General features: G+C 74.9%; 13 protein-coding genes. 5 read left to right on the top strand and 8 right to left on the bottom strand.

The window, feature by feature from the left end; translation table 11 throughout:
* Positions 1-82: 82 nt before the first annotated feature.
* Positions 83-2905 (top strand): AfsR/SARP family transcriptional regulator, encoded by a 2823-nt coding sequence (locus BJP25_RS15505; RefSeq protein WP_075975625.1) that lies wholly within the window; start codon positions 83-85, stop codon positions 2903-2905.
* A gap of 382 nt (positions 2906-3287) precedes the next feature.
* Here BJP25_RS15505 and BJP25_RS15500 read toward each other — a convergent pair whose 3' ends face one another.
* From BJP25_RS15500 to BJP25_RS15475, 6 genes are read right to left on the bottom strand one after another with little or no spacing between them, the layout of a single operon-like run.
* Positions 3288-4550 (bottom strand): cation:proton antiporter, encoded by a 1263-nt coding sequence (locus BJP25_RS15500; protein WP_075975624.1) that lies wholly within the window; start codon positions 4548-4550, stop codon positions 3288-3290.
* The gene (locus tag BJP25_RS15495; RefSeq protein ID WP_075975623.1) at positions 4547-5938 is read right to left on the bottom strand and encodes a cytochrome P450; all 1392 of its coding nucleotides are present in this window, start codon (positions 5936-5938) and stop codon (positions 4547-4549) included. Before BJP25_RS15495 ends, BJP25_RS15500 begins: the two co-directional genes overlap by 4 nt.
* Positions 5935-7011, bottom strand: a complete 1077-nt coding sequence (locus BJP25_RS15490) for an alpha-hydroxy acid oxidase (protein WP_084794041.1) — start codon at positions 7009-7011, stop codon at positions 5935-5937. Before BJP25_RS15490 ends, BJP25_RS15495 begins: the two co-directional genes overlap by 4 nt.
* A complete protein-coding gene (locus BJP25_RS15485) occupies positions 7008-8591 on the bottom strand; it encodes an NAD(P)-binding domain-containing protein (RefSeq protein ID WP_075975622.1) in 1584 nt (527 codons plus the stop codon). Before BJP25_RS15485 ends, BJP25_RS15490 begins: the two co-directional genes overlap by 4 nt.
* A 16-nt stretch (positions 8592-8607) precedes the next feature.
* Complete coding sequence (locus tag BJP25_RS15480; protein WP_198943508.1) at positions 8608-10038, bottom strand: class I adenylate-forming enzyme family protein; 1431 nt, start codon at positions 10036-10038, stop codon at positions 8608-8610.
* A gap of 16 nt (positions 10039-10054) precedes the next feature.
* Positions 10055-11605 (bottom strand): NAD(P)-binding domain-containing protein, encoded by a 1551-nt coding sequence (locus BJP25_RS15475; RefSeq protein WP_075975621.1) that lies wholly within the window; start codon positions 11603-11605, stop codon positions 10055-10057.
* Between the two features lie 61 nt (positions 11606-11666).
* On the opposite strand from BJP25_RS15475, the gene BJP25_RS15470 reads away from it, so the two are divergent.
* A complete protein-coding gene (locus BJP25_RS15470) occupies positions 11667-13163 on the top strand; it encodes an aromatic amino acid ammonia-lyase (RefSeq protein ID WP_075975620.1) in 1497 nt (498 codons plus the stop codon).
* A gap of 51 nt (positions 13164-13214) precedes the next feature.
* Here BJP25_RS15470 and BJP25_RS15465 read toward each other — a convergent pair whose 3' ends face one another.
* Together BJP25_RS15465 and BJP25_RS15460 are read right to left on the bottom strand one after the other, a co-directional pair.
* On the bottom strand, positions 13215-14444 hold the full coding sequence (locus tag BJP25_RS15465; protein WP_198943507.1) for a sensor histidine kinase: 1230 nt from the start codon (positions 14442-14444) through the stop codon (positions 13215-13217).
* Positions 14441-15088: a response regulator transcription factor gene (locus BJP25_RS15460; RefSeq protein ID WP_075975869.1), complete on the bottom strand. Its 648-nt coding sequence runs from the start codon at positions 15086-15088 to the stop codon at positions 14441-14443. Before BJP25_RS15460 ends, BJP25_RS15465 begins: the two co-directional genes overlap by 4 nt.
* 266 nt (positions 15089-15354) lie before the next feature.
* Between BJP25_RS15460 and BJP25_RS15455 the strand changes: the two genes are divergently transcribed.
* The 3 genes from BJP25_RS15455 (at position 15355) to BJP25_RS35035 (ending at position 20426) form a co-directional block, all read left to right on the top strand.
* Positions 15355-15945 carry a hypothetical protein gene (locus tag BJP25_RS15455; RefSeq protein WP_143219098.1) on the top strand — a complete coding sequence of 197 codons (591 nt, stop codon included), beginning with the start codon at positions 15355-15357 and terminating at the stop codon, positions 15943-15945.
* Positions 15946-15999: 54 nt separating this feature from the next.
* Positions 16000-19347: a TM0106 family RecB-like putative nuclease gene (locus BJP25_RS15450; protein ID WP_075975618.1), complete on the top strand. Its 3348-nt coding sequence runs from the start codon at positions 16000-16002 to the stop codon at positions 19345-19347.
* A gap of 209 nt (positions 19348-19556) precedes the next feature.
* Entirely contained in the window at positions 19557-20426 is an 870-nt protein-coding gene (locus BJP25_RS35035; protein ID WP_075975617.1) for a lamin tail domain-containing protein, read from the top strand.
* The last annotated feature ends 100 nt before the right edge of the window (positions 20427-20526 follow it).

Below are 20526 nucleotides of genomic sequence, written 5' to 3'. Positions count from 1 at the left end.
CGGTGGCCACTGTGGCACCGGTGGGTTCAACCCCGGTTCACGCCGCGTTGAATCCGCTGCTCAAGCGCGGTACACAGGAGGGGTGACGGAGCGGGATGGCGGGGGCACGCGGCGTGTCCGCGCGCGCGTGCTCGGCGAACTCGCGGTGCTGGTCGACGGCACGCCCCTGGCCCTCGGCCACGCCCGGCAGCGGGCGGTGCTCGCCGCGCTGCTCGTCGAGGCCGACCGGATCGTGCCGGTGGACCGGCTGGTGGAGCGCGTGTGGGGCGCGGACCCGCCGCTGCGGGCGAACTCGGTGGTGCGCACCTACATGTCGCACCTGCGGCGGGCGCTGGCCCCGGCGGGGCTGGCGATCACCTGGCGCGGTTCGGGCTACCAGCTCGCCCTCGACCCGCAGTCGGTCGACCTGCACCGGTTCACCGCCCTGGTGGGCCGGGCGCGCGCGGCCCACGACCCCGAGCGGGCGCTGGAGCTGGTGGACGAGGCGCTGGCGCTGTGGACCGGCGACGCGCTGGCCGACGTGGACACCGAGTGGGCGGGGACCGTGCGCGACCGGCTCGCCCGGGAGCGGACGACCGCCGCGGTCGACCGGGTGGACTGGGCGCTGGCGCTGGGCCGCCACCGCGAGGTGCTGGCCGAGCTGGCCACCCGGGCCGAGGACGCGCCGCTGGACGAGCGGACCGCGGCCCAGTACGTGCTCGCCCTCCACCGCGACGGCCGGGCGGCGGACGCCCTCGCCCACTACCAGCGGGTGCGGGAGCGCTTGGCCGAGCAGCTGGGCGCCGACCCCGGCCAGGCGCTGCGCGCGCTGCACCAGCGCATCCTCACCGGCGACCCCGGCCTCGACCTCGACCTCGACGGAGCCGCCGCGCCCCGCCAGGACCCGGACCCCGGTGTGGCCGACACCGCGGCGGACGTGCCCCGGCAGCTGCCCGCCGCGCCAGCGCCGTTCGTCGGCAGGCACGCCGAGCTGGACCGGATCGCCGCCGCGGGCGGCGCCCCCGTCGTCATCTCCGCGATCTCCGGGGCGGGCGGGATCGGCAAGACGTGGCTGGCGCTGCACTGGGCGCACCGCAACGCCCACCGGTTCCCCGACGGGCAGCTGTTCGTGGACCTGCGCGGGTTCAGCCCGGATGGCGCGCCGATGGACCCGGCGGTGGCGGTGCGCGGGTTCCTCGCCGCGCTCGGGGTCAGCCCGGGGCGCGTCCCGGTCGACCCGCACGCCCAGTCGGCGCTGTTCCGCAGCCTGGTGGCGCGGCGGCGGGTGCTGGTGGTGCTGGACAACGCCGTCGACAGCGCCCAGGTCGGCCCGCTGCTGCCCGGCTCGCCCAGCTGCACCGTCGTGGTCACCAGCCGCAACCGGCTCGCCGGGCTGGTCGCCGGGCACGGCGCCCGCTACCTGCCGCTGGACGTGCTCGGTGACGCCGAGGCCCGCGCGCTGCTGGTCGACCACCTCGGCCCGCAGCGGCCCGCCGCCGAGCCCGCTGCGGTCGCGGAGCTGATCGCGCTGTGCGCCGGGTTCCCGCTGGCGCTGGCGATCGTGGCGGCCCGCGCGCACACCCAGCCGCGGCTGCCGCTGGCCGCGGTCACCGCCGAGCTGCGCGAGCTGGGCATCGACGCCCTCGACGGCGACGACCCCAGCGCCAGCCTGCCCGCGGTGCTGTCCTGGTCGATGCGCTCGCTGAGCACCGAGCAGGCCGACCTGTTCGCCCTGCTCGGGGACGCGGCGGGCCCGGACTTCAGCCAGGAGGCGGCCGCCGCGCTGGCCGGGGTGCCGGTCCGGGCGGCGCGCGCGGCGCTGCGCGGCCTCGCGGAGGCGTCGCTGGTGACCCAGGACCTCGGCGGCCGCCACCGCGTGCACGACCTGATCCGCCGCTACGCCGCCGACCTCGACCACCCGGACCGGGTGGCGGCCCAGCGCAGGCTGGTGCTGTTCTACCTGCACACCAGCCGCGCCGTCGACGCCGCGCTGTCCCCGCACCGCCGCCCGGTCGACCTCGCCCCCCTGGTCGCGGGCGTCGAACCGCACCCGATCACCTCGATCGCGGACGCACTGGCCTGGTCGGACCTGGAGCACGCCAACCTGCTCGCCGCCCAGGCCACCGCCGCCCAGCACGGCTGGGACGACCTGGTGTGGCAGCTGGCCTGGTACGCCAGCTCCTACCACCTGCGCCAGGGCCACCGGCACGAGTCCCTGCTGATGTGGGAGCGCGCGGTCACCGCCGCCGAGCGCCTGCCGCACCGGGGCAACCGCATCCTCGCCCACCGCCTCATCGGCATCGCCCACGCCCGCCTGGAGCACCACGGCGAGGGCATCACCCACCTGCACCGCGCCCTGAACCTGGCCGAGCAGCTCGAAGACCTCGACCAGCAGGCCCACACCCACTTCTCCCTCGCCAGGGCCTACGAGCACCTCGGTGACCTGCGCGCCGCCTCCGACCACTCCCTCAACGCCCTCACCGCCGCCAAGACCCTCGGCCAACCCGTCTTCACCGCCGACGCCCTCAACCTCGCGGGCTGGCACAAGGCCCGCCTCGGTGACCACGACACCGCCAAGGCCCTCTGCACCGAAGCCCTCACCCGCTACCGCACCAACAACGAGGACGTCGGCACCGCCATCGCCTTGGACAGCCTCGGCTACATCGCCCACCACACCCACGACCACCACACCGCCGTCACCCTCTACCAAGAAGCCCTCGCCCTCTTCCGCACCCAGGGCGATGTCTACGAGGTCGCCACCACGTTGGACAACCTGGGCCACCCCCTCAAGGCCCTGGGCCACCACCAAGCCGCCCGCGAGGCCTGGGAGGAAGCCCTCACCCTCATGCGCCACCAGGACCGCACCGAGGACCTCACCCGCGTCCAACACCACCTGTCCGACCTGACCCACACCCCCACCCACTAGTCCCACCCCCCACTCCCCATCCCCTCTTCCCCCCACCCTTACAGCCACCCCTCCCGAGCACCCGACCCCCCACCCCACTCGCTCCCCTAAGAACCGGAGCACAACGTCACCGGCGGCCCGGCTACGGGGATGCCCGGGTGGGTGGTTGTGCTTGACAGGGGAAGGCGATCATGTGCTACCCACGGCGGGGGGTGGGGCCGCAGGCCTCACCATTTCCCCACCCCGAGCACATGATCGCCGCAGGGGCCCCTGTCAAGCAGAACCACCCACCCGGGCAAGCCCCCAAAATCCCGGCTCTTCCAGCCATCTGCGCAAGCAGATCCCCCCAACCCCGCGCAAGCAATCCCCCAACCCGCGCAAGCAGATCCAGCACCCCGCACCCTCACCCCACGACCTCCTCCCGCACCACCCCACCCCTCTCCCGCAGCGACGCCCGGTAGATCGGCATCGCCGTCGCCGTCGTCACCACCGCCACGACCACCAGGATCGCGAACAGCTCCGGCGTCACCAGCCCGTGCGCCAACCCGATGTTGATGAAGATCAGGATCATCAACCCCCGCGCGTTCATCAGCCCGCCCACCGCCGAGGCGTGCCGCCACCCGTGCCCCTGCAACCGCACCACCGCCGCGCACCCCGCGTACTTGCCGACCACCGCCGCCGCCGTGATCACCAGCAGCGGCAACCACAGCGCCCCGCCGGAGCCGAACCCCGCCGCGCTGGTGTTCAGCCCGGTGAAGGCGAAGAACACCGGCAGCAGCAGGATCGAGTTGAAGTCGCTCAACCGGGCGTGCAGCTCGCGGCGCAGCACCGCGGACGACGGCATGGCCAGCCCGGTCACGAACCCGCCGAACACCGAGAAGATGCCGATGTAGTCGGTGAACCAGCCCGCGGCGAGCACCAGGAACAGCACCAGCGCGACCACGTCCCGGCTCATCGTCCCCGCGCGCTCGACGCGCTCACCGAGCTTGGCCAGCAGCCTGCGGCCCACCGTCAGCATGAGCACGGCGAAGACCGCGGCGCCCACGACGGTGCCCACCGCGTCCAGCAGCCCACCCGCGGAGCCCACGGCGATGATGAGCGCCAAGACCACCCACGCCACGGCGTCGTCGATGGCCGCGGCGACGAGGGTGAGCCCGCCGACCGGGGTGTTGGCCATCCCGTTCTCCTGCAGGATGCGGGCGAGCATCGGGAACGCGGTGATGGACAGCGCGCCGCCGACGAAGAGCATGAACTCCCAGCGGTTGCTGCCCTCGGGGCTCAGCGTGCTGAAGAACAGCGCCGCGGCGCCCGCGCCGAGGGTGAAGGCGGGGATGATCCCGGAGGCGGCGAGCACACCCGCCTGCCGCAGCTGCCGTCCCCCGGTCGTGCCGTGGTCGAGCGAGGACCCGACGAGGAACATGTAGAACGTCAGGCCGATCGTGCTGAGCACGTAGAGGACGTTCTTGACGTCCGCCGGGAACAGCGCCGCCTGCGCGCCCGGTGCCACCGCCCCCAGCAGCGCCGGGCCGAGCAGCACGCCCGCCACCATCTCCCCGACCACCCGGGGTTGGCCGACGCGCTGCACCAGTCGACCGCACGCGGTGGTCGCGGCGAGCACGACCGCCAGCGCGGCGAACACCTTGAGCGCGAACTCGATCTGGCTCACCGTGCGACCTCCGCCTTCCCGTGCGCGACCGGGCAGCCCGCTACCCGCCCGTCGCCGTGATCCTGTTCGTCGAAGTAGCGGCCCGCCAGGCGCAGCCTGCGGGCGTCGAGGACCATGACCGTGCCCAGCACCAGCTGGGCGAGGCTGCGCCCCACGTCCTCCCACCGGTCGCGCACCCGCAGGGCGACGCCGACGGCCGTGCGGACCCGCGACGGAAGCGCGGTGCCGTGCCGCACCAGCAGGCACGGGCCGCGGTGGGGCAGCGAGCGCGTGTGCGACACCGTGGAGTGCGCGGAGAAGCGGCGCAGCACCTCCCGGGTCGCGGCGCGCATCGCCAGCGGTGCCACCCGCCACGCCGGGCACGGGCGGTTCGCCGCGATGCCGAACGGGATGTGGTGGGCGTGGCGCGCGGAGGTGCGCTCCCAGCGGGATGGGTCGAACCGCTCGGGATCGGCGTACCCGGTGGCGTGGTAGTCGGGGTAGCTGAAGCAGAGCACCGACCCGGCCGGGATGTGCGGCACGCCGTCGAGATCGATGTCCGCGGTGGTGATGCGGTGGGCGATGCCGAACAGCGGGTAGAGGCGCATCACCTCGTCCAGGACGTGCTGGAAGTAGCGGTCGTCGTCCAGTCGGGGCACCGTCTCCGGGTGCTGGGCGATCGTCAGCAGCAGGTGCGCCATCGCCTCGGACATCTGCACCACTGCGGTGTTGAAGAACGTGCCCTGGAGGTAGTGCACCCGCTCCCGGGGGGTCAGGGACCCGGGCAGCGCCACCCGCACGTCGTCGAGCCGCCCGGCGAGGTACCGGGTGAGGCGGGCGCGCCGCCTCGGGTGGCGCAAGCCGGTGCACTTCAGCGCCGTCACCACGTCGTCGGCGTGGCCGACGACGAGGTCGCGGGCCCCGGGTGGGCACGGTTCGCCGAAGACGAGTTCGTGGAAGAACTCCGCCCAGACCGGCATCATCAGGTCGCGCAGCCGCACCAGGGCCGCGCGGCCGGGCACCAGCTCGTCGAGCACCCGGCCCGCGCACGCGGCGGCGCGGGCGCTCAGGTCGTCGCCGCGCCCGGCGAGCAGGGCGAGGGTCGTGGCGGCCACGTCGTCGTAGCGGGGACCCGCCTCCAGGTGCTCCTGGTGCACCTCCGGGCCGGGGGAGAGCCAGTACCAGAACAGGTCCGACAACCCCGCGCCGCGGCTGCGCCCGCCCGCGGCCGGGTGCCCGTAGACCTCCTGGAACCGCTCGGGCCCCACCTCGGCGTTCGGGAACGTGATCACGTTGTCGCCGTTGACCTTCGCGAAGACCCCCGCGCGCAGCGCGACCACCCGGCCGGGCAGCCAGCGCGGGGCGGTCACCAGGGCCGCCGCGGCGGCCACCGCCACGGCCGCCCTCATCCGAAAGCCCCCCGCCGCACGACCATGTCCCGGGTCAGGTCGGACGGGCGCTGCCCGCCGCACAGGGCGAGCGCGTGGTCGAACTCGTCGACGAGGGAGTCCAGCACCTGCCGCACCCCCGCCTCGCCCGCGGCCGCCAGTCCCCAGAGGACAGGGCGCCCGACGCCCACGGCGCGCGCCCCGAGCGCGAGCGCCAGCGCCACGTCCCCGCCGCCGTGGACACCGCCGTCGAGCAGCACCGGCACCCGGCCCGCGACCGCGTCGACGACCGCGGGCAGCGCGTCCACGGCGGCGGGCACCACGTCGAACTGCCTGCCGCCGTGGTTGGACACCACGACCCCCGCGGCGCCGACCGCGACCGCCTCGGCCGCGTCCGCCGGGTGCAGCACGCCCTTGACCCACACCGGCAGGTCCGTCCGCTCGACGACCCGCCGCAGGTCGTCCCAGGACTGGTCGGCGGACATCCCGATGTCGCGGGTGCCCCCGGGCGGCCCGCCCGGCAGGTCGCGCATGTTCGCGGCGGCGAGCCCGGCGGGCAGGTCGTGGAAGCCGTTGGCCGCGTCGCGGGTGTGCCTGCCGAACACGGGGGAGTCGACGGTCACCACCAGCGCCCCGCACCCGGCGTCCTCCGCCCGCCCCACCAGGCTGTCGGTGACGCCGGGCGCCGGGTCCAGGTAGAGCTGGAACCACACCGCCGGGTGCGAGGCCACCGAGCGCGCCCCCGCCACGACCTCGTCGACGGCCGTGGTGGACGCGACGCCGGTGATCAGCACCGCGCCCGCGGCGGCCGCGGCGCGCGCGGTCGCCACCTCGCCGTCGGGGTGGGCGAGGCGGTGGAAGGCGGTGGGGGAGACGACCACCGGGGCCGCCGACCGCCCGCCGGGCAGGTCGACGGCGAGGTCGCGCCGGGAGCTGCCGCGCAGCACCCGGGGGAGCAGGGCGAGCCGGGCGAAGGCCGCCTCGTTCTCCGCGAGCACGACCTCCGCGCCGACCCCGCCCGCGTAGTAGTCGTGGTGCACCGGGTCGAGCGCGCGCCGCGCCTCCTCGTGCAGCCGGGCGAGCACCGGGTTCACACCGCCTCGACCGCCCGGGTGACCCGCTCGGCCAGGAACCGGCGCAGCGGGGCGCGGTGCACCTGCTCGCTGTCCCACTCGTTCTCCAGGTTCTCGGTGAGGTGGTGCTCCGCGGTCAGCTCCCCGCCGCGGAACACCCGCACCACCGGGTGCAGGTACCGCCCGTCCAGCCCCCGGGTGTCCTGTTGCGACACCCGCCCGGCCTCGACGTCGAACGGGTTGACCTTGTCGTGGTCCGCCCCGTACTCCAGCGTGATGGCCAGGTGGGACTCCACGGCCCCGAAGTCGCCGCGCGCCACGGCCTCGTGCAGGTGGGCCACCGGCACCTCCTCGGCGTAGCGGGCGGTGCCGTCCGGGCCGATGAGCACCGCGTCGGAGAGGAACCCGAACAGCTGCCACAGCGCCGACGTGCGGTTGACCCGCTCGATGACGGCGTCGGTGATCGCCTCCGGGGTGGCGGCGAACGAGCGCACCGGCCACTCGACGCCGTGGTAGCGCCGCTCCTGGATGCGGTGCAGGGCGCGCACCCCGTAGCGGAAGCCGTGGATGAACCCGCTGGTGGACTTCTTGAAGTCCAGCGACTGGGTGATCGTGCCCGCGAAGAAGAGGTCCGGCACGTCGACCGACTCCCACTGCGGGGTCAACTCGGGGAACCGGTCCTTGATGGTCAGCCGCGGGCGGCAGGTCTCGTCGAAGATCGAGGCGTCGAACCGGAACCCGGTGGCGAGGATGACCCGGTCGTAGTGGATCTCCTTGACCACCTCGTCGACCCTGGCGAAGCTGACCCGCACCGCGTAGCCGTCGCCGTCGCGGCGGATGCCGAGCACCTGCCCGTCGAGCAGCGCGTTCTGCGACTTGAGCTGGTAGGTGTCGAGGAAGTTGTTGTTGACCGCGCGCAGGTGGCCGACGAAGTGGGTCTGCCAGGCCAGCTTGAGCGACCCCGGGCCCGCGACGTGGATCACCGCGGCGGTCTCGATGAGGTTGTCGGCGGTCTCGAACGCGGAGTTGCCGCGGCCGATGATGAGCACCCGCTGGCCGGTGAAGCCCGCGGGGTCCACCGGGACCTCGTCGTAGCCCTCGGCCAGCTCCACGCCCTCGATCGGCGGCACGTAGGTCTTCGACACGCCGGTGGCGACGGTGACGCGCGCGGCCCGGTAGGTGGTGCCGTGCTGGTCGCGCAGCGTGAAACCGCGGTCGTCGCGGGAGATCGACTCGACCCGGGTGCCGTAGCGCACCGGGAGGTCGTTGCGCGCGGCGAAGTCCGCGAGGTAGCGCACCATGTCGTCGGCGTGCGGGAAGTAACGCGGGGTGTAGCGGGTGAACAGCAGCTCCGGGTCGTCGGTGAGCAGCGAGTTCCAATCGGTGCGCAGGTTCAGCTCCGGGTCCGACCACCCGGTGTGCACCTTGTTGATGGAGATCAGCGTGCGGTGGCGGGGGTAGCGGGTGAAGAACGTCCCGGGTGCCGCCCCCGCCTCCAGCACCAGGTGCTCGCGGCCGGCCCTGGCCAGCAGGTGCGAGGCCTGCAACCCGGCGGGGCCCGCGCCGAGGACGACGTGGTCGGTGGTGGTGTCGGTGCTCACGAGCGGTGTTCCTCTCTCAGCGCGGCAGCAGCCGCTTGTCCGGCTTGCCGCTGGGGGCGAGCGGCGGGTGGTCGATGGCGGTCACCCGCACCGGGGCGAGCGCGGCGCCGAGGCGGGCGGTGACGAGCGCGCGCAGCTCGGCCAGGGCGGGCGCGCGCCCGGCGGCGGGGACGACGAAGGCGTGCACGGCCTCCCCGGTCGCGTCGTCGGGCGCGGCGACGGCGTAGGCCTCGGCCACGTCGGGGTGCTCGGCGATGACCCGCTCGACGGGGCCGAGGTGGTGCAGGTTCGCGTTGACGATCACCACGTCCCGGGTGCGCCCGGACAGCCGCAGCACGCCGTCGGCGTCGAGGTGGCCCAGGTCGCGGGTGCGCACCCAGCCGCCGGTGAAGACCTCCGCGGACTGCTCGGGGTCGCCCCAGTAGGCCGAGCCCTGCGCGGGGGTGCGCACGAACAGCTGGCCGGTGGTGCCGGGCGGCACGTCCCGCCCGGTGGCGTCGCGCACCCGCACGTCCACGGCGGGCGGCGGCACGCCCACCGAGCCGGGCGGGTCCGCCGGGCCCGCCATGGAGATCATGCCCGTCTCGGTCTGCCCGTACCCGTGGAACACCACCGGCCCCAGCACCTCCAGCGCCTCGGCGTGGCGGGCGGCTCCCAGCGGCGACCCCGACACGACCAGGGCGCGCAGCGTCGACAGGTCGGCGGGGTCGCTGCGCTGCCGGGCGACCAGGGCGGCCAGCTTCGGCACGGTGATGACGCTGGAGGTCGCCCGGTGCCGGACCACGGCCTCGGGCAGCGCGGGCGGGTCCGCCGCCACCACGCGCCCGCCCGCGGCCAGCGCCAGGGTGGCGTACTCGAACATCACCTGGCTGGCCAGCGTGCCGAACACCAGGTGCCTGCCCAGGCGCGGCGCCAAGTCCCGGATCACCGGCGGCCACAGCGGCGGGCGGGTGGTCCAGGCGTCCGTCATCGCCGCGTAGGTGTGCGCGCACGCCTTGGGCATCCCGGTGCTGCCGCTGGTGTGGACCAGCCGCGCCACGTCGGCCGCCCGGCCCGCGGGCTCGGGCGGCCCGTCGGCGGGTGTGGCGAGCAGGTCGTCCAGGCGCAGCACCGGCGGCGAGCCGGGCGGCGCGTCGGCGTCGACCACCACCGCCGCGACGTCGAGGCCGAGCAGGTGGCGCACCTGGTCGGGCGGGAGCCCCGGCCGGATGCCGACGAGCCGGGCGCCGACGGCGTGCGCGGCGAGGATGGCGGCGAAGGCCTCGGGGGTGACGCCGAGCAGCAGGGCGACCCCCGTGCCGGGCCCCACGCCCGCCGCCCGCAGCCCGGCCGCCACCGGGCCCACCATGGCGAGCACGCGGGCCCCGGAGACCTCGCGCCCGCCGTGCTCGAACACCGGACGGTCGCCCGCGGCGGCGAGGGCGTCGAGCACGGCGCCGGGGAACACTCGCGCGGGTCGTGGCTCAGGAGTTGGCAAGGCGGTCCTTGATGAAGACGGTGAGCGGCTGGACGTGCACGTCCGGCAGGTCCCAGTGGTTCTCCAGGTTCTCCGCGAGGTGGTGGGTGGCGGTGAGCGCCCCGTCGCGGTAGTGGCGGACCACGGGGTGCAGGTAGCCGGCGTCGTGGGCGTTGGCTGCGTCGTTCTCGGCCACGCGCGGGATGGAGATGTCGAACGGGTCCACGGTGTCGTGGTGCGGCCCGTACTCCAGGGTGATGGTGAACCGGTGCGCCGCCTCGCCCAACCCGCCCGCGGCGACGTGGGCGACCGGCACCTCCTCCGCGTAGGTGGCGGTGCCGCCGGACACGGTCACGACGTCGCCGAGCACGCCGAACTGCTGCCACAGCGCCGAGGAGCGGTTGACCCTGGCCACCAGCGCGTCGCTGATCGCCTCCGGTGCCGCCGCGAGGTCCCGGCCGGGCCACGGGGTGCCGTGGTCGCGCTGCTCCAGGATGCGGTGCAGGGCCCGCACGCCGTAGCGGAAGCCGTGGATGAAGCCGTTGGTGGACTTCTTGAAGTCGAGCGACTGCGTGATGGTCCCGGCGAAGTGCAGGCCCGGCACGGTGGTGGACTCGTAGGCGGGCGTCAGGGCGGGGAAGCGGCCGTTGACCGCGAGCGCGGGGGTGCACGACTCGTCGAACACCGAGGCGTCGAACCGGAACCCGGTGCAGGCGATGACCCGGTCGTACTCCAGCTCGCGCACCTTCTCCACCGTGCGCGCGTAGCGGAACCGGACGCGGAACCCGCCTCCCGGCCGGGGTGCGATGTCCTCGACGGTGCCGTCGAGCACCGAGTTCTCCGACTTGAGCTGGTAGGTGTCGAGGAAGTTGTTGTTGACCGCGCGCAGGTGCCCGACGTAGTGGGTCTGCCAGGCCAGGCGCACCGAGCTCGGCCCGGCGACGTGGATCACCGCGGCGTTCTCCACCAGCGCGTCGGCGGTCTCGAACCCGGAGTTGCCCTTGCCGATCACCAGCACGCGCTGGTCGGTGAACGACCCGGGGTCGGTGTCGACGGTGTCGTAGCGCTCGGCGTGCTCGATGCCCGGGATGGCCGGGACGTTGAGCTTCGAGACCCCCGTGGCCATGACCAGCGTGCGCGCCCGCCACACCCCGCCCCCGGCGCCGGTGACGGTGAACCCGTTGTCGTCGCGGGAGATCCGGGTGACCTCGGTGTCGTACTGGACGCGCACACCGGTCTTCTCCGCGAAGTCGGCCAGGTAGCGCACGATGTCGTCGGCGTGCGGGAAGTAGCGGTCGCTGTAGCGGGTGAACAGCAGGTCCGGGTCGTCGGACAGCAGCGAGTTCCAGTCCATGCGCAGCCGCTGCTCGGGATCGGTGTAGCCGCTGTGCACCTTGTTGATGGAGATGAGCTTGCGGTGCCGGGGGTAGCGGGCGAGGAAGGCCCCGGGCGCGGACGCGCGCTCCAGCACGGCGTAGTCGCGCCCCGCGCGCTCCAGCAGGGCGCCGAGCTGGAGCCCAGCGGGCCCGGCACCGATGATCAGGTAGTCGTGCGCCATGGCCCGCAAGCTACCCACGCGATCTCAGAGTTCTCTGAGATTCGCCACCTAGGTTCGCGCCGTGACGCACACCGCCACCACACCGACCGTCCAGCTGTCCCGACCGCTGCGCGGCGAAGACCTGCGCGCCGCCGCGGGCCCCCTGCACGTCGCCGTCGACGAGCGGGTGGCCGCGCGCCTGGGCCGGGGCCGCGAGCACCTGCGCGCCGTGCTGGCCGACGACGAGCGCCCCGTCTACGGCGCCAAGACCGGGTTCGGCGCCCTGGTGGGGTTCGCGGGCCGCGCCGACGAGGCCGACCAGTGCGACAACACCCTGGCCCACCTCGGCGCCGGGCAGGGGCCGGACCTGCCGCTGCCGGTGGTGCGCGCGGCGCTGCTGGTGCGCGCGTGGTCGTTGGCGCAGGGGCTGTCCGGGGTGTCCCCGCACGTCGTCGAGGGGGTGGCGGCGATGTTCGGCTCGACGTTCACCCCGGCCGTGCCGCGCCACGGCTCGGTGGGCGCCAGCGGCGACCTCATCCCGCTGGCGTACGCGGCGCAGGCGTTGCGCGGGCGCGGGTCCGCCTACGTCGACGGGGTCCGCCTGCCCGCCGCGGACGCGCTGGAGCGGGTCGGGCTGGCGCCGCTGGAGCTCGACGGGCGCGACGCCCTGGCGCTGGTCAACGGCACGTCGGTCACGACGGCGGCGCTGTCGCTGGCGCTCGACCGGGTGCGCGCCTGCCACCGGGCCGCCCAGGACCTGACGTGCCTGCTCGCGGACCTGCTCGGCTGCGCCCCGGCGTTCCTGGACGCGCGCCTGCTGGGCGCCTTCGCCCACCCCGGCGCGGCGGTGGTCGGGGAGCGGATGCGCGGGGTGTTGGCGGGGGTGCGGGCCAGCGGCGAGCGCCCGTTGCAGGAGCCCTACAGCCTGCGCTGCTCACCCCAGCTGCTCGGGGCGGCCGAGGACGCGCTGCGCTACGCCGACGGCGTGGTGGCGGCGGACCTGGCCGGGGTCAGCGACAACCCGCTGTTCTTCCCCGACGACGACGCGGTGGTGCACGGCGGCAACTTCTTCGGCCAGCCCGCCGCCTACGCCGGTGACGTGCTGGCGGCGGTGGCGGCCTCGGTCGGCAACCTCGTCGAGCGGCAGCTGGACCTGCTCGTGGACCCGGGCCGCAACACCGGCCTGCCGCCGATGCTCGCGGCGGGACCCGGGCAGCAGCACGGCCTGCAGGGCGTGCAGCTGGCCACGACCGCGCTGGTCGCGGAGCTGCGCCGCACCGCCGTGCCCGCCTCCACCCAGAGCCTGCCGACGAACCTGCACAACCAGGACGTCGTGCCGTTCGGCACCCAGGCGGCCCTGCGCTCGCACGACGGCGCCGAACTGCTGTGGCTGCTGTGCGGGTCGCTGGCGCTGGGGCTGCGGCAGGCCGCCCACGTCGGCGCCCGGCGGCCCACGGCGGCCGGGACCGCGGCGCTGCTGGACCGCCTGGCGGCCGCGATCCCGCCCGTGGACCCGGACCGGCCCCTCGACGCGGAGGTGCGCCTGGCCGCCGAGCTGGTGACCGGGCTGGGTTGCTGAGAAGGGCTGGGGCGCTGAGAAGGGCCGGGCTGCTGACCCGCGCCGCCCGGCTCAGGTGACGACGCGGGGGACGGCTTCGGGGAAGCGGAGGGTGAACCGGGCGCCCGCCCCCGGGTGCCCCACCGCCTCCACCGTCCCCCGGTGGCTCGTCACCACCTCGCGCAGCAGCGCCAACCCCAGGCCGAACTGGCGGTCGCGCCCGGTCGCCCCGCGGTGGAAGCGGTCGAACAGGTGCGCGGCCTCGTCCTGGGCGAAGCCCTCGCCGGTGTCGGACACGGTCAGCTCCACCTGGCCCGCCGCGCGCCGCAGCGACACCTCGACCCGGCCGCCGCCGGGGGTGTGCCGGACGGCGTTGGCGAGCAGTTCGCCCACCGCGCGCCGCAGGGCCGTCTGCACCCCCGTGACGTACAGCGGCTCGGGCGGGCGGGCGACGGTCAGCACCACCCCCTCCTGCTCGGCCCGTTCCCGCTCGGCGGTCACCGCCGCCTCGGTCAACGCCGCCAGGTCGAGGTCGGTGCCGTCGGCGCTGGCCTGCCCGGCCGCCATGCGGGCGGACAGGAGCAGGTCGTCGACGATGTCCCCGAGCCCGCGCAGCGACCCGCTCAGCCGGTCGAGCCCGTCGCGGTGCTCCGCGGGCAGCCCCGCGGCGGCGGCGCGGCGGGCGAGCAGCTGCGCGCGGGTGCGGGCGCGGGCGATGGGGGTGCGCAGCTCGTGGCTGGCGTCGGTGACGAAGCGGCGCTGGCGGGCCAGCGCCTCCGCCAGCGGCGCCACCGCCCGCCTGCCCACCGCCCACCCCGTCGCGGCGGCGGCGAGCAGGCCCACCCCCTCGGCGATCAGCAGCGCCACGAGCAGGTGCTCCCGGTCGGCGAGCTGGTAGCGGGTGTCGAACACGGCCTGCACGAGCCGCCCGCCCGCCTGGGTCTGGGTGCGCACCAGGTACGTCGTGCCGTTGGCGTCCACCGACCGCTCCACGGCCCCACCGGACGCGCGCACCGCGTCCAGGTCCGCCCGCAGCGGGAACCCGGGTGGCAGCGCGCCGCCCCCGGGCTCCCCGGGGAAGTACAGGAAGGTGCACCCGGGCAGTTGGGTCGGGACGGCGTGGTCTGCGGTGTACCGGAGTTCGCGGATGACCTGGTCTGTCTGCGCGTGCGCGACCACCTCGTAGGCCAGGCCCCCGGTGAGGGTCACCAGCAGGGTGACCGCGACGGCGACCAGGCCGCCCACCCGCAGCCGGGCGCGGTGGATCGCGGCCTCCTCGGCGTCGGCCGCGGCCCGCCTCACAGGGCGCCGAGCCGGTAGCCGAACCCGCGCACGGTCCGCACCGCCGTGCGCCCCAGCTTGGCCCGCAGGTAGTGCACGTAGGTGTCGACGACCGAGGCCGAGGACGTGTCGCGGAAGACCTCCCGCCGCAGCGCCTCCCGCGAGTGCACCGCCTCCGGGTCGGTGGCCAGCTCCCGCAGCAGCTCGAACTCCCGCGCCGACAGCGCCACCCGCTCCCCGCCGGGCAGGCGCACCTCCCGGTGGTGCACGTCCAGCTCCGCCGACCCGATCCGCAGCGCCGCCCTGGCCTCCAGCGCCCGCCTGCACAGCGCCCGCAGCCGCGCGCTGAGCTCGTCGAGGTCGAACGGCTTGACCAGGTAGTCGTCGGCGCCCGCGTCCAACCCGTCGACCCGGTCGCGCACGGTGCCCAGCGCGGTGAGCAGCAGCGCCTGGGTGCGCACGGCCTTGGCGCGCAACCGGATCAGCAGCTGCACCCCGTCGAGCGCGGGCAGCACCCGGTCGATGACCACCACGTCGTAGCGGCGGGTCAGGCCGAGGTGCAGGCCCCGCTGCCCGTCGGTGGCCACGTCGACGGCGTAGCCCTCGTCGCCCAGGGCCGCGGTCAGCAGCTCCACCAGCTCACCGTCGTCCTCCACCAGCAGCAACCGGAACCGGTCGGCCGCGTCGGGGGGAGGGGGTCCGGGCACGGTCCCCACCGAACGCCACCCCGCGCGCGCGGTCAAGGTGATGGGGCGTGCACCCAGGGTAGTAATTAGAAAGTTCAACCAACTGGAGTACCGCCGCCCCGCGCCGCTGGGCCGAGCGGCCCATGACTGGTGCACGCGAGGTGTATACACCGTATGTATACTCGCTGCGAAGACATCGGGGAGGGGTTCTCGTGGTAGCTGTCGGCGTCCGGCCCGCTGTGCCGGTGACCAGCGTCCTGTCCACCGCCATCGGCCTGGGGCTGCCGCTGGGCGTGGTCGCCTTCGTGTTCCAGGTGACCCCCATCGGGTTCCTGGTGCAGGCGCCCGCCTTCTGGGCGCTGTGGGCCTTCGCCGCCGGGGTCGTGGTGCCGGGCCCGCTCGCCGCCGCGGCCACCGGCGCGCTCACCGAGCTGATCGGGCTGGGCACCTGTTCCCTGATCGTCTGGCTCACCGGCGACGTCGCGCGCCAGGCGGGCGGGCCGCACGCGCTCGTCCTCGTGGGTGGCGCCGCCCTGGGCGGCGCCCTGGTCGCGACGGCCGGGTGCTGGTGGCGCTCGGAAGACCGCGCCGTCCACGTCGCGCTGGGCACCGCGCTCCCCGTGGCGGCGTTCGGCTGGTCCTCCGCGCACGACGCCACCGCACCCGGCGGTGCCAGCCACGCCCTGCTGCACGCCGCCATCGCCGCGACGCTGCTCGCGCTGCTGCCGCGCGACGGCCGGGCCCGGCTGCGCGCCACCGCCGCCCTCGTGCCGACCGCGGCGGTGCTCGCCCTCCTGGCGTGGGGCCTGCTCGGCACGGGGCTGGTCGGGGCCTGACCGGACGCGTGTCGCTGAGCCGCCTGGGGCACCGGGGGTGGCAGGCTCCCTGCGGTGCACACGCCCTCCGATCTCGCCGACCTCCTGGACTGCGACCACCGGAGCGTGCTCACCCAGGCCCACCGCGCCGGTCTCCCCGGCGCCCCCGCCCCCCAGCGCGGGGGTGACCAGCTCGCCGCCAAGCACGGGCAGGCCCACGAGCGGGCCACCCTCGGGCGGCTGCGCGAGCGCACCGCCACCCTGGTCGAGATCGACGAGCGCGACCCCGTGCTGGCCGCGAAGGAGACCGAGGCCGCGCTGCGCGCGGGCGCCGACGTCGTCTACCAGGCGGTGTTCGTCGACGGCGAGTTCTCCGGCCGCGCCGACTTCCTGCAGCGCGACGCGCACGGGCGCTACGAGGTCTACGACACCAAGCTGGCCAGGCGGGCCCGGCCCGGCGCGGTGATCCAGCTCGCCGCCTACGCCGACGCGCTGCGCCGCAGCGGGCACCCGGCCGGGCCGCACATGCACCTGCTGCTCGGCGACGGGTCCACCGAGACGCTGCGGGTCGACGACTTCCTGCCGCTGCTGCGCAGGCTGCGCGCCCGGCTGCGCAGGCGGGCGGTGGCGCTGCCCGCGCGCCTGTGGGCCGACGAGCGCCCCGCCTGCGGCACCTGCTCGTTCGCCCAGCACTGCGCCGACGGGCGCTCGACCGACCGCGACCTGTCGCTGGTCGCCGGGATCAGCCAGGACCAGCGGCGCAAGCTCACCGCCGCGGGGGTGGCCACCATCGACGCGCTCGCGGCGGCCACCGAGCGGCCCGCCTCGATGTCGCCGGGCTCGTTCACCGCGCTGCGCGCCCAGGCCGCCATCCAGGTGCGCCAGGACGCCACCGGCCGGATCAGCTACGAGCTGGTCGCCCCCGCGGTGCTGGCCGCGCTGCCCGCCCCCAGCCCCGGCGACGTCTTCTTCGACATGGAGGGCGACCCGTACGCGCTCGACGGCGACGGCCTGGAGTACCTGTTCGGCGCCGTCACCGCGGACGGGGTGCGCACGTTCCACCCGTTCTGGGCGCACTCGCGGCGGCAGGAGAAGCAGGCGTTCGAGGACTTCGTCGACTTCGCCACCGCCCGGCTGGCCGAGCACCCCGACGCCCACGTCTACCACTACGCGCCCTACGAGGTCACCGCCGTCAAGCGGCTGGCCGCGCTGCACGGCACCCGGGAGGCCCAGGTCGACGACCTGCTGCGCCGGGGCGCCCTGGTCGACCTGTACGCGGTGGTGCGCAAGGCGCTGCGGGTGTCGCAGCGGTCGTACTCCATCAAGCACCTCGAACCGCTCTACATGGAGACCGCGCGCGAGGGCGAGGTGAAGACGGCCGCGTCGTCGATCGAGGCCTACGAGGAGTACCTGACCCTGACCCAGCTCGGCGAGCACGAGCGGGCGGGGGAGGTGCTGCGCGGCATCGGCGACTACAACGAGTACGACTGCGTGTCCACGCTTGAGCTGTTCCGCTTCCTGCACCGCGTGCGCGCCGAGCACGGCATCGAGACCGTGGCGCCGGAACCGCTGGAGCTGCCCGACGACTCCCGCGCCGAGGAGCGAGCCGCCCGCGAGGCCGAGATCGCCGCCCTGGTGGGGCCGCTGCTCGACGGGCTGCCCGAGGACCCGGCCGAGCAGTCCCCGGACGACCGGGCGCGGGCGCTGCTGGCCGCGCTCGTCGGCTACTACCGGCGCGAGGCCAACCCGGCGTGGTGGGAGTTCTTCCACCGGATGGAGGCGCCGCTGACCGACCTGGAGTCCGACACCACCTGCGCCGTCCCCGTCACCACCGAGGTGGGGGAGTGGGTCGCCCCCACCGGCAGGCAGAAGAAGGCCCGCCGCACCGTCCGGATGAGCACCGACCAGGACCGCCCGCACCCGTTCGCCGTCGGTGACCAGGTGCTGCTGCGCCACGACGGCACGAGCACCGAGGCCACCGTCGTCGCCGCCCGCGCGGACCGGCTGGAGCTGGAGGAGACCGCCCCGGTCGACGCCGAGCCCGCCGGGGCGCCGCAGGCTGTGCTGCCCGGCAGGCCCATCTCGACCAAGGTCAAGGAGCAGGCCCTGCACGACCTGGTGCGGCAGGTGATCGCGGCCCTGCCCGCGCTGCCCGCCCACCCCGGCGTCGACCTGCTGCGCAGGCTCGCCCCGCGCACCCGCCGCGGCACCCGGCTGCCGGACCCGAGCTTCGAGCTGGTGGAGACGGTCGTCGAGGCGGTCGACCGGCTCGACCGCTCGGTGCTCGCCGTGCAGGGCCCACCCGGCGCGGGCAAGACCTACCTGGCCGCGCGGCTGATCGCGCACCTGGTCGGCGGCGGCAAGACCGTCGCGGTCACCTCCACCAGCCACAAGGCGGTGGAGAACGTGCTGTCCGCCGCGCTGGCCGCCGACCCCGCGGTGCCCACCGCCAAGATCCCCAAGTCCGGCCAGGCGGGCGAGGTCGCCTGGGACCAGCCGAAGACCCCCAGGGCGCTGGCGGCCTGGCGCGCCGACCACCCCGACGGCCACCTGGTCGGCGGCACCGCCTGGAACCTGGCGAACCCGCTGCTGCGCGAGGAGCCCTTCGACGTGCTGCTGGTCGACGAGGCGGGCCAGTTCGCCCTCGCCGACGCGCTCGCGGTGTCGTCCTCGGCGACCTCGGTGGTCCTGCTGGGCGACCCGCAGCAGCTGCCGCAGGTGGTGCAGGGCACCCACCCCGCGGGCGCGGAGGCCTCCGCCCTGGGCCACCTCATCGGCGCCGCCGACGTCGTGCCCCCCGAACTGGGCTACTTCCTCGACGAGACCCGCCGCATGCACCCGGCCGTCTGCAAGCCGGTGTCCCACCTGTCCTACGCGGGCCTGCTGCAATCGCACCCCACCGCCGCGGGCCGCGCCATCGAGGGCATCCCGCAGGGCCTCTACGCCCACACCGTCGAGCACGAGGGCAACACCACCCGCTCGGTGGAGGAGGCCCGCGAGGTGGTGCGCGTCATCGACTCCCTCGTGGGCCGCTCGTGGGACGACCGCGGCGCGGTGCGCCCGCTGACGGCGGCGGACGTGCTCGTGGTCGCCCCCTACAACCTCCAGCAGCGCGTGGTGTCCCAGGCCCTGGCCGAAGCGGGGCACGGCGAGGCCCGTGTGGGCACGGTGGACCGCTTCCAGGGCCAGGAAGCGCCCGTGGTCATCGCCACCATGACCTCCTCCTCGGCCACCGACCTGCCGCGCGGCCTGGACTTCCTGCTCTCCCGCAACCGCCTCAACGTCGCGCTTTCCCGGGCGCAGGCCCTGGCGGTGCTGGTCTGCTCCCCCCGCCTGGTGGAGGCCGACATCCGCACCATCCCCCAGATGCGCCTCGTGTCCGGCATGATCGGCCTCCTCGACGCGGCCACCCCTTGGCCCTGAACCCGGTTCGGCACCCGCGCCCGGACAAGATCACCGGTTCGGCCCAAGGTCGTTGCCGCACAAGGGATGGCGTCCGGAAACCACCACGGTGAGGCTCACTCGTCCAGCGGTACGCGGTGATCTTGGGGCGGTCCTGGTGTTGCCACCGACCGGGCCCGGTCGTGCAGGTGCAAGTGCTGGTGCCACACGCACACGACCGAGGAGAGCGCTTGAGCAAGGCAGTCACCGGCGGTTCCTGGCCGACCATCAGCATCGCCCCGCCGAACCTGAACGGGCTCACCACCGACCGGATCACCTGGGGGGTCCCGGCGGGCGGGAGCGGGCAGAGCGGGTACGTCTTCCGCGGCGGTGAGGTCGAGGTCCGCACGGACGGCACGGAGTTCACCCTGGGGACCTTCACGCACGAGAACTTCCCGATCACGGGCCTGCCCCAGCAGGAGTTCGACGTCAACCTGACCGTGGTCGTCACCTTCGAGGACGGCACGAAGGCCGACTTCAGCTTCACCTTCCACCACAACGAGACCCCGAACGTCGGGCCCGCCCCGGAGGACCTGGTCGACCTGCCCACGTTCGTCTCCCCGCAGACGGTCACCATCGACGGCACCGAGTACGCGGTGCTCATCAGCGGCTTTAAGCAGGGCGGCCAGGTCGTCCGCCGCTTCGTCAGCCAGGAGAACTCCGCCAACAGCGCCGACATCGTCGCCCTGTTCGCCGTCGCGGGCAAACCCGACCCGGTCATCACCAACGTCCGCTTCAAGGGCGAGGTCAAGGGCTCCCAGGCCGACGAGTACGTCGAGATCGTCAACCGCGGCACCGCCCCCGCCGACATCAGCGGCTGGAAGCTCGGCGCCGACGACCGGGGCCAGGACTTCACCTTCCCCCCGGGCACCGTCCTCGCCCCCGGCCAGCGCATCCGCGTCTACACCAACGAGAACCACCCCGAGTGGGGCGGGTTCAACTACGGCATCAAGCGCCCCATCTGGAACGACAAGGGCGACACCGCCGTCCTCACCAACCCCGCCGCCCCCACACCCCCCGCCTCCACCTACGCCTACGGCGACAAGGTCGCCAAGCCCTAACCCCGTCCCCCAACCTCACTCCTCGCACGCCTGGGCCGCCCGAAGCCGGCCCAGGCGTGCCCCACCCACAGCCCCCCACCCCCCTCCCTAACCCCCGCCC

The organism is Actinokineospora bangkokensis, assembly GCF_001940455.1.
GTDB lineage: Bacteria > Actinomycetota > Actinomycetes > Mycobacteriales > Pseudonocardiaceae > Actinokineospora > Actinokineospora bangkokensis.
This window is presented reverse-complemented; position numbering and strand designations above follow the sequence as displayed.

What these genes read in the sequence shown, in the direction of transcription:
- BJP25_RS15475 (WP_075975621.1), bottom strand. Translation starts at nt 11,605, where the DNA reads ATGGCGCACGACTACCTGATCATCGGTGCCGGGCCCGCTGGGCTCCAG.
- BJP25_RS15495 (WP_075975623.1), bottom strand. Translation starts at nt 5,938, where the DNA reads ATGAGGGCGGCCGTGGCGGTGGCCGCCGCGGCGGCCCTGGTGACCGCC.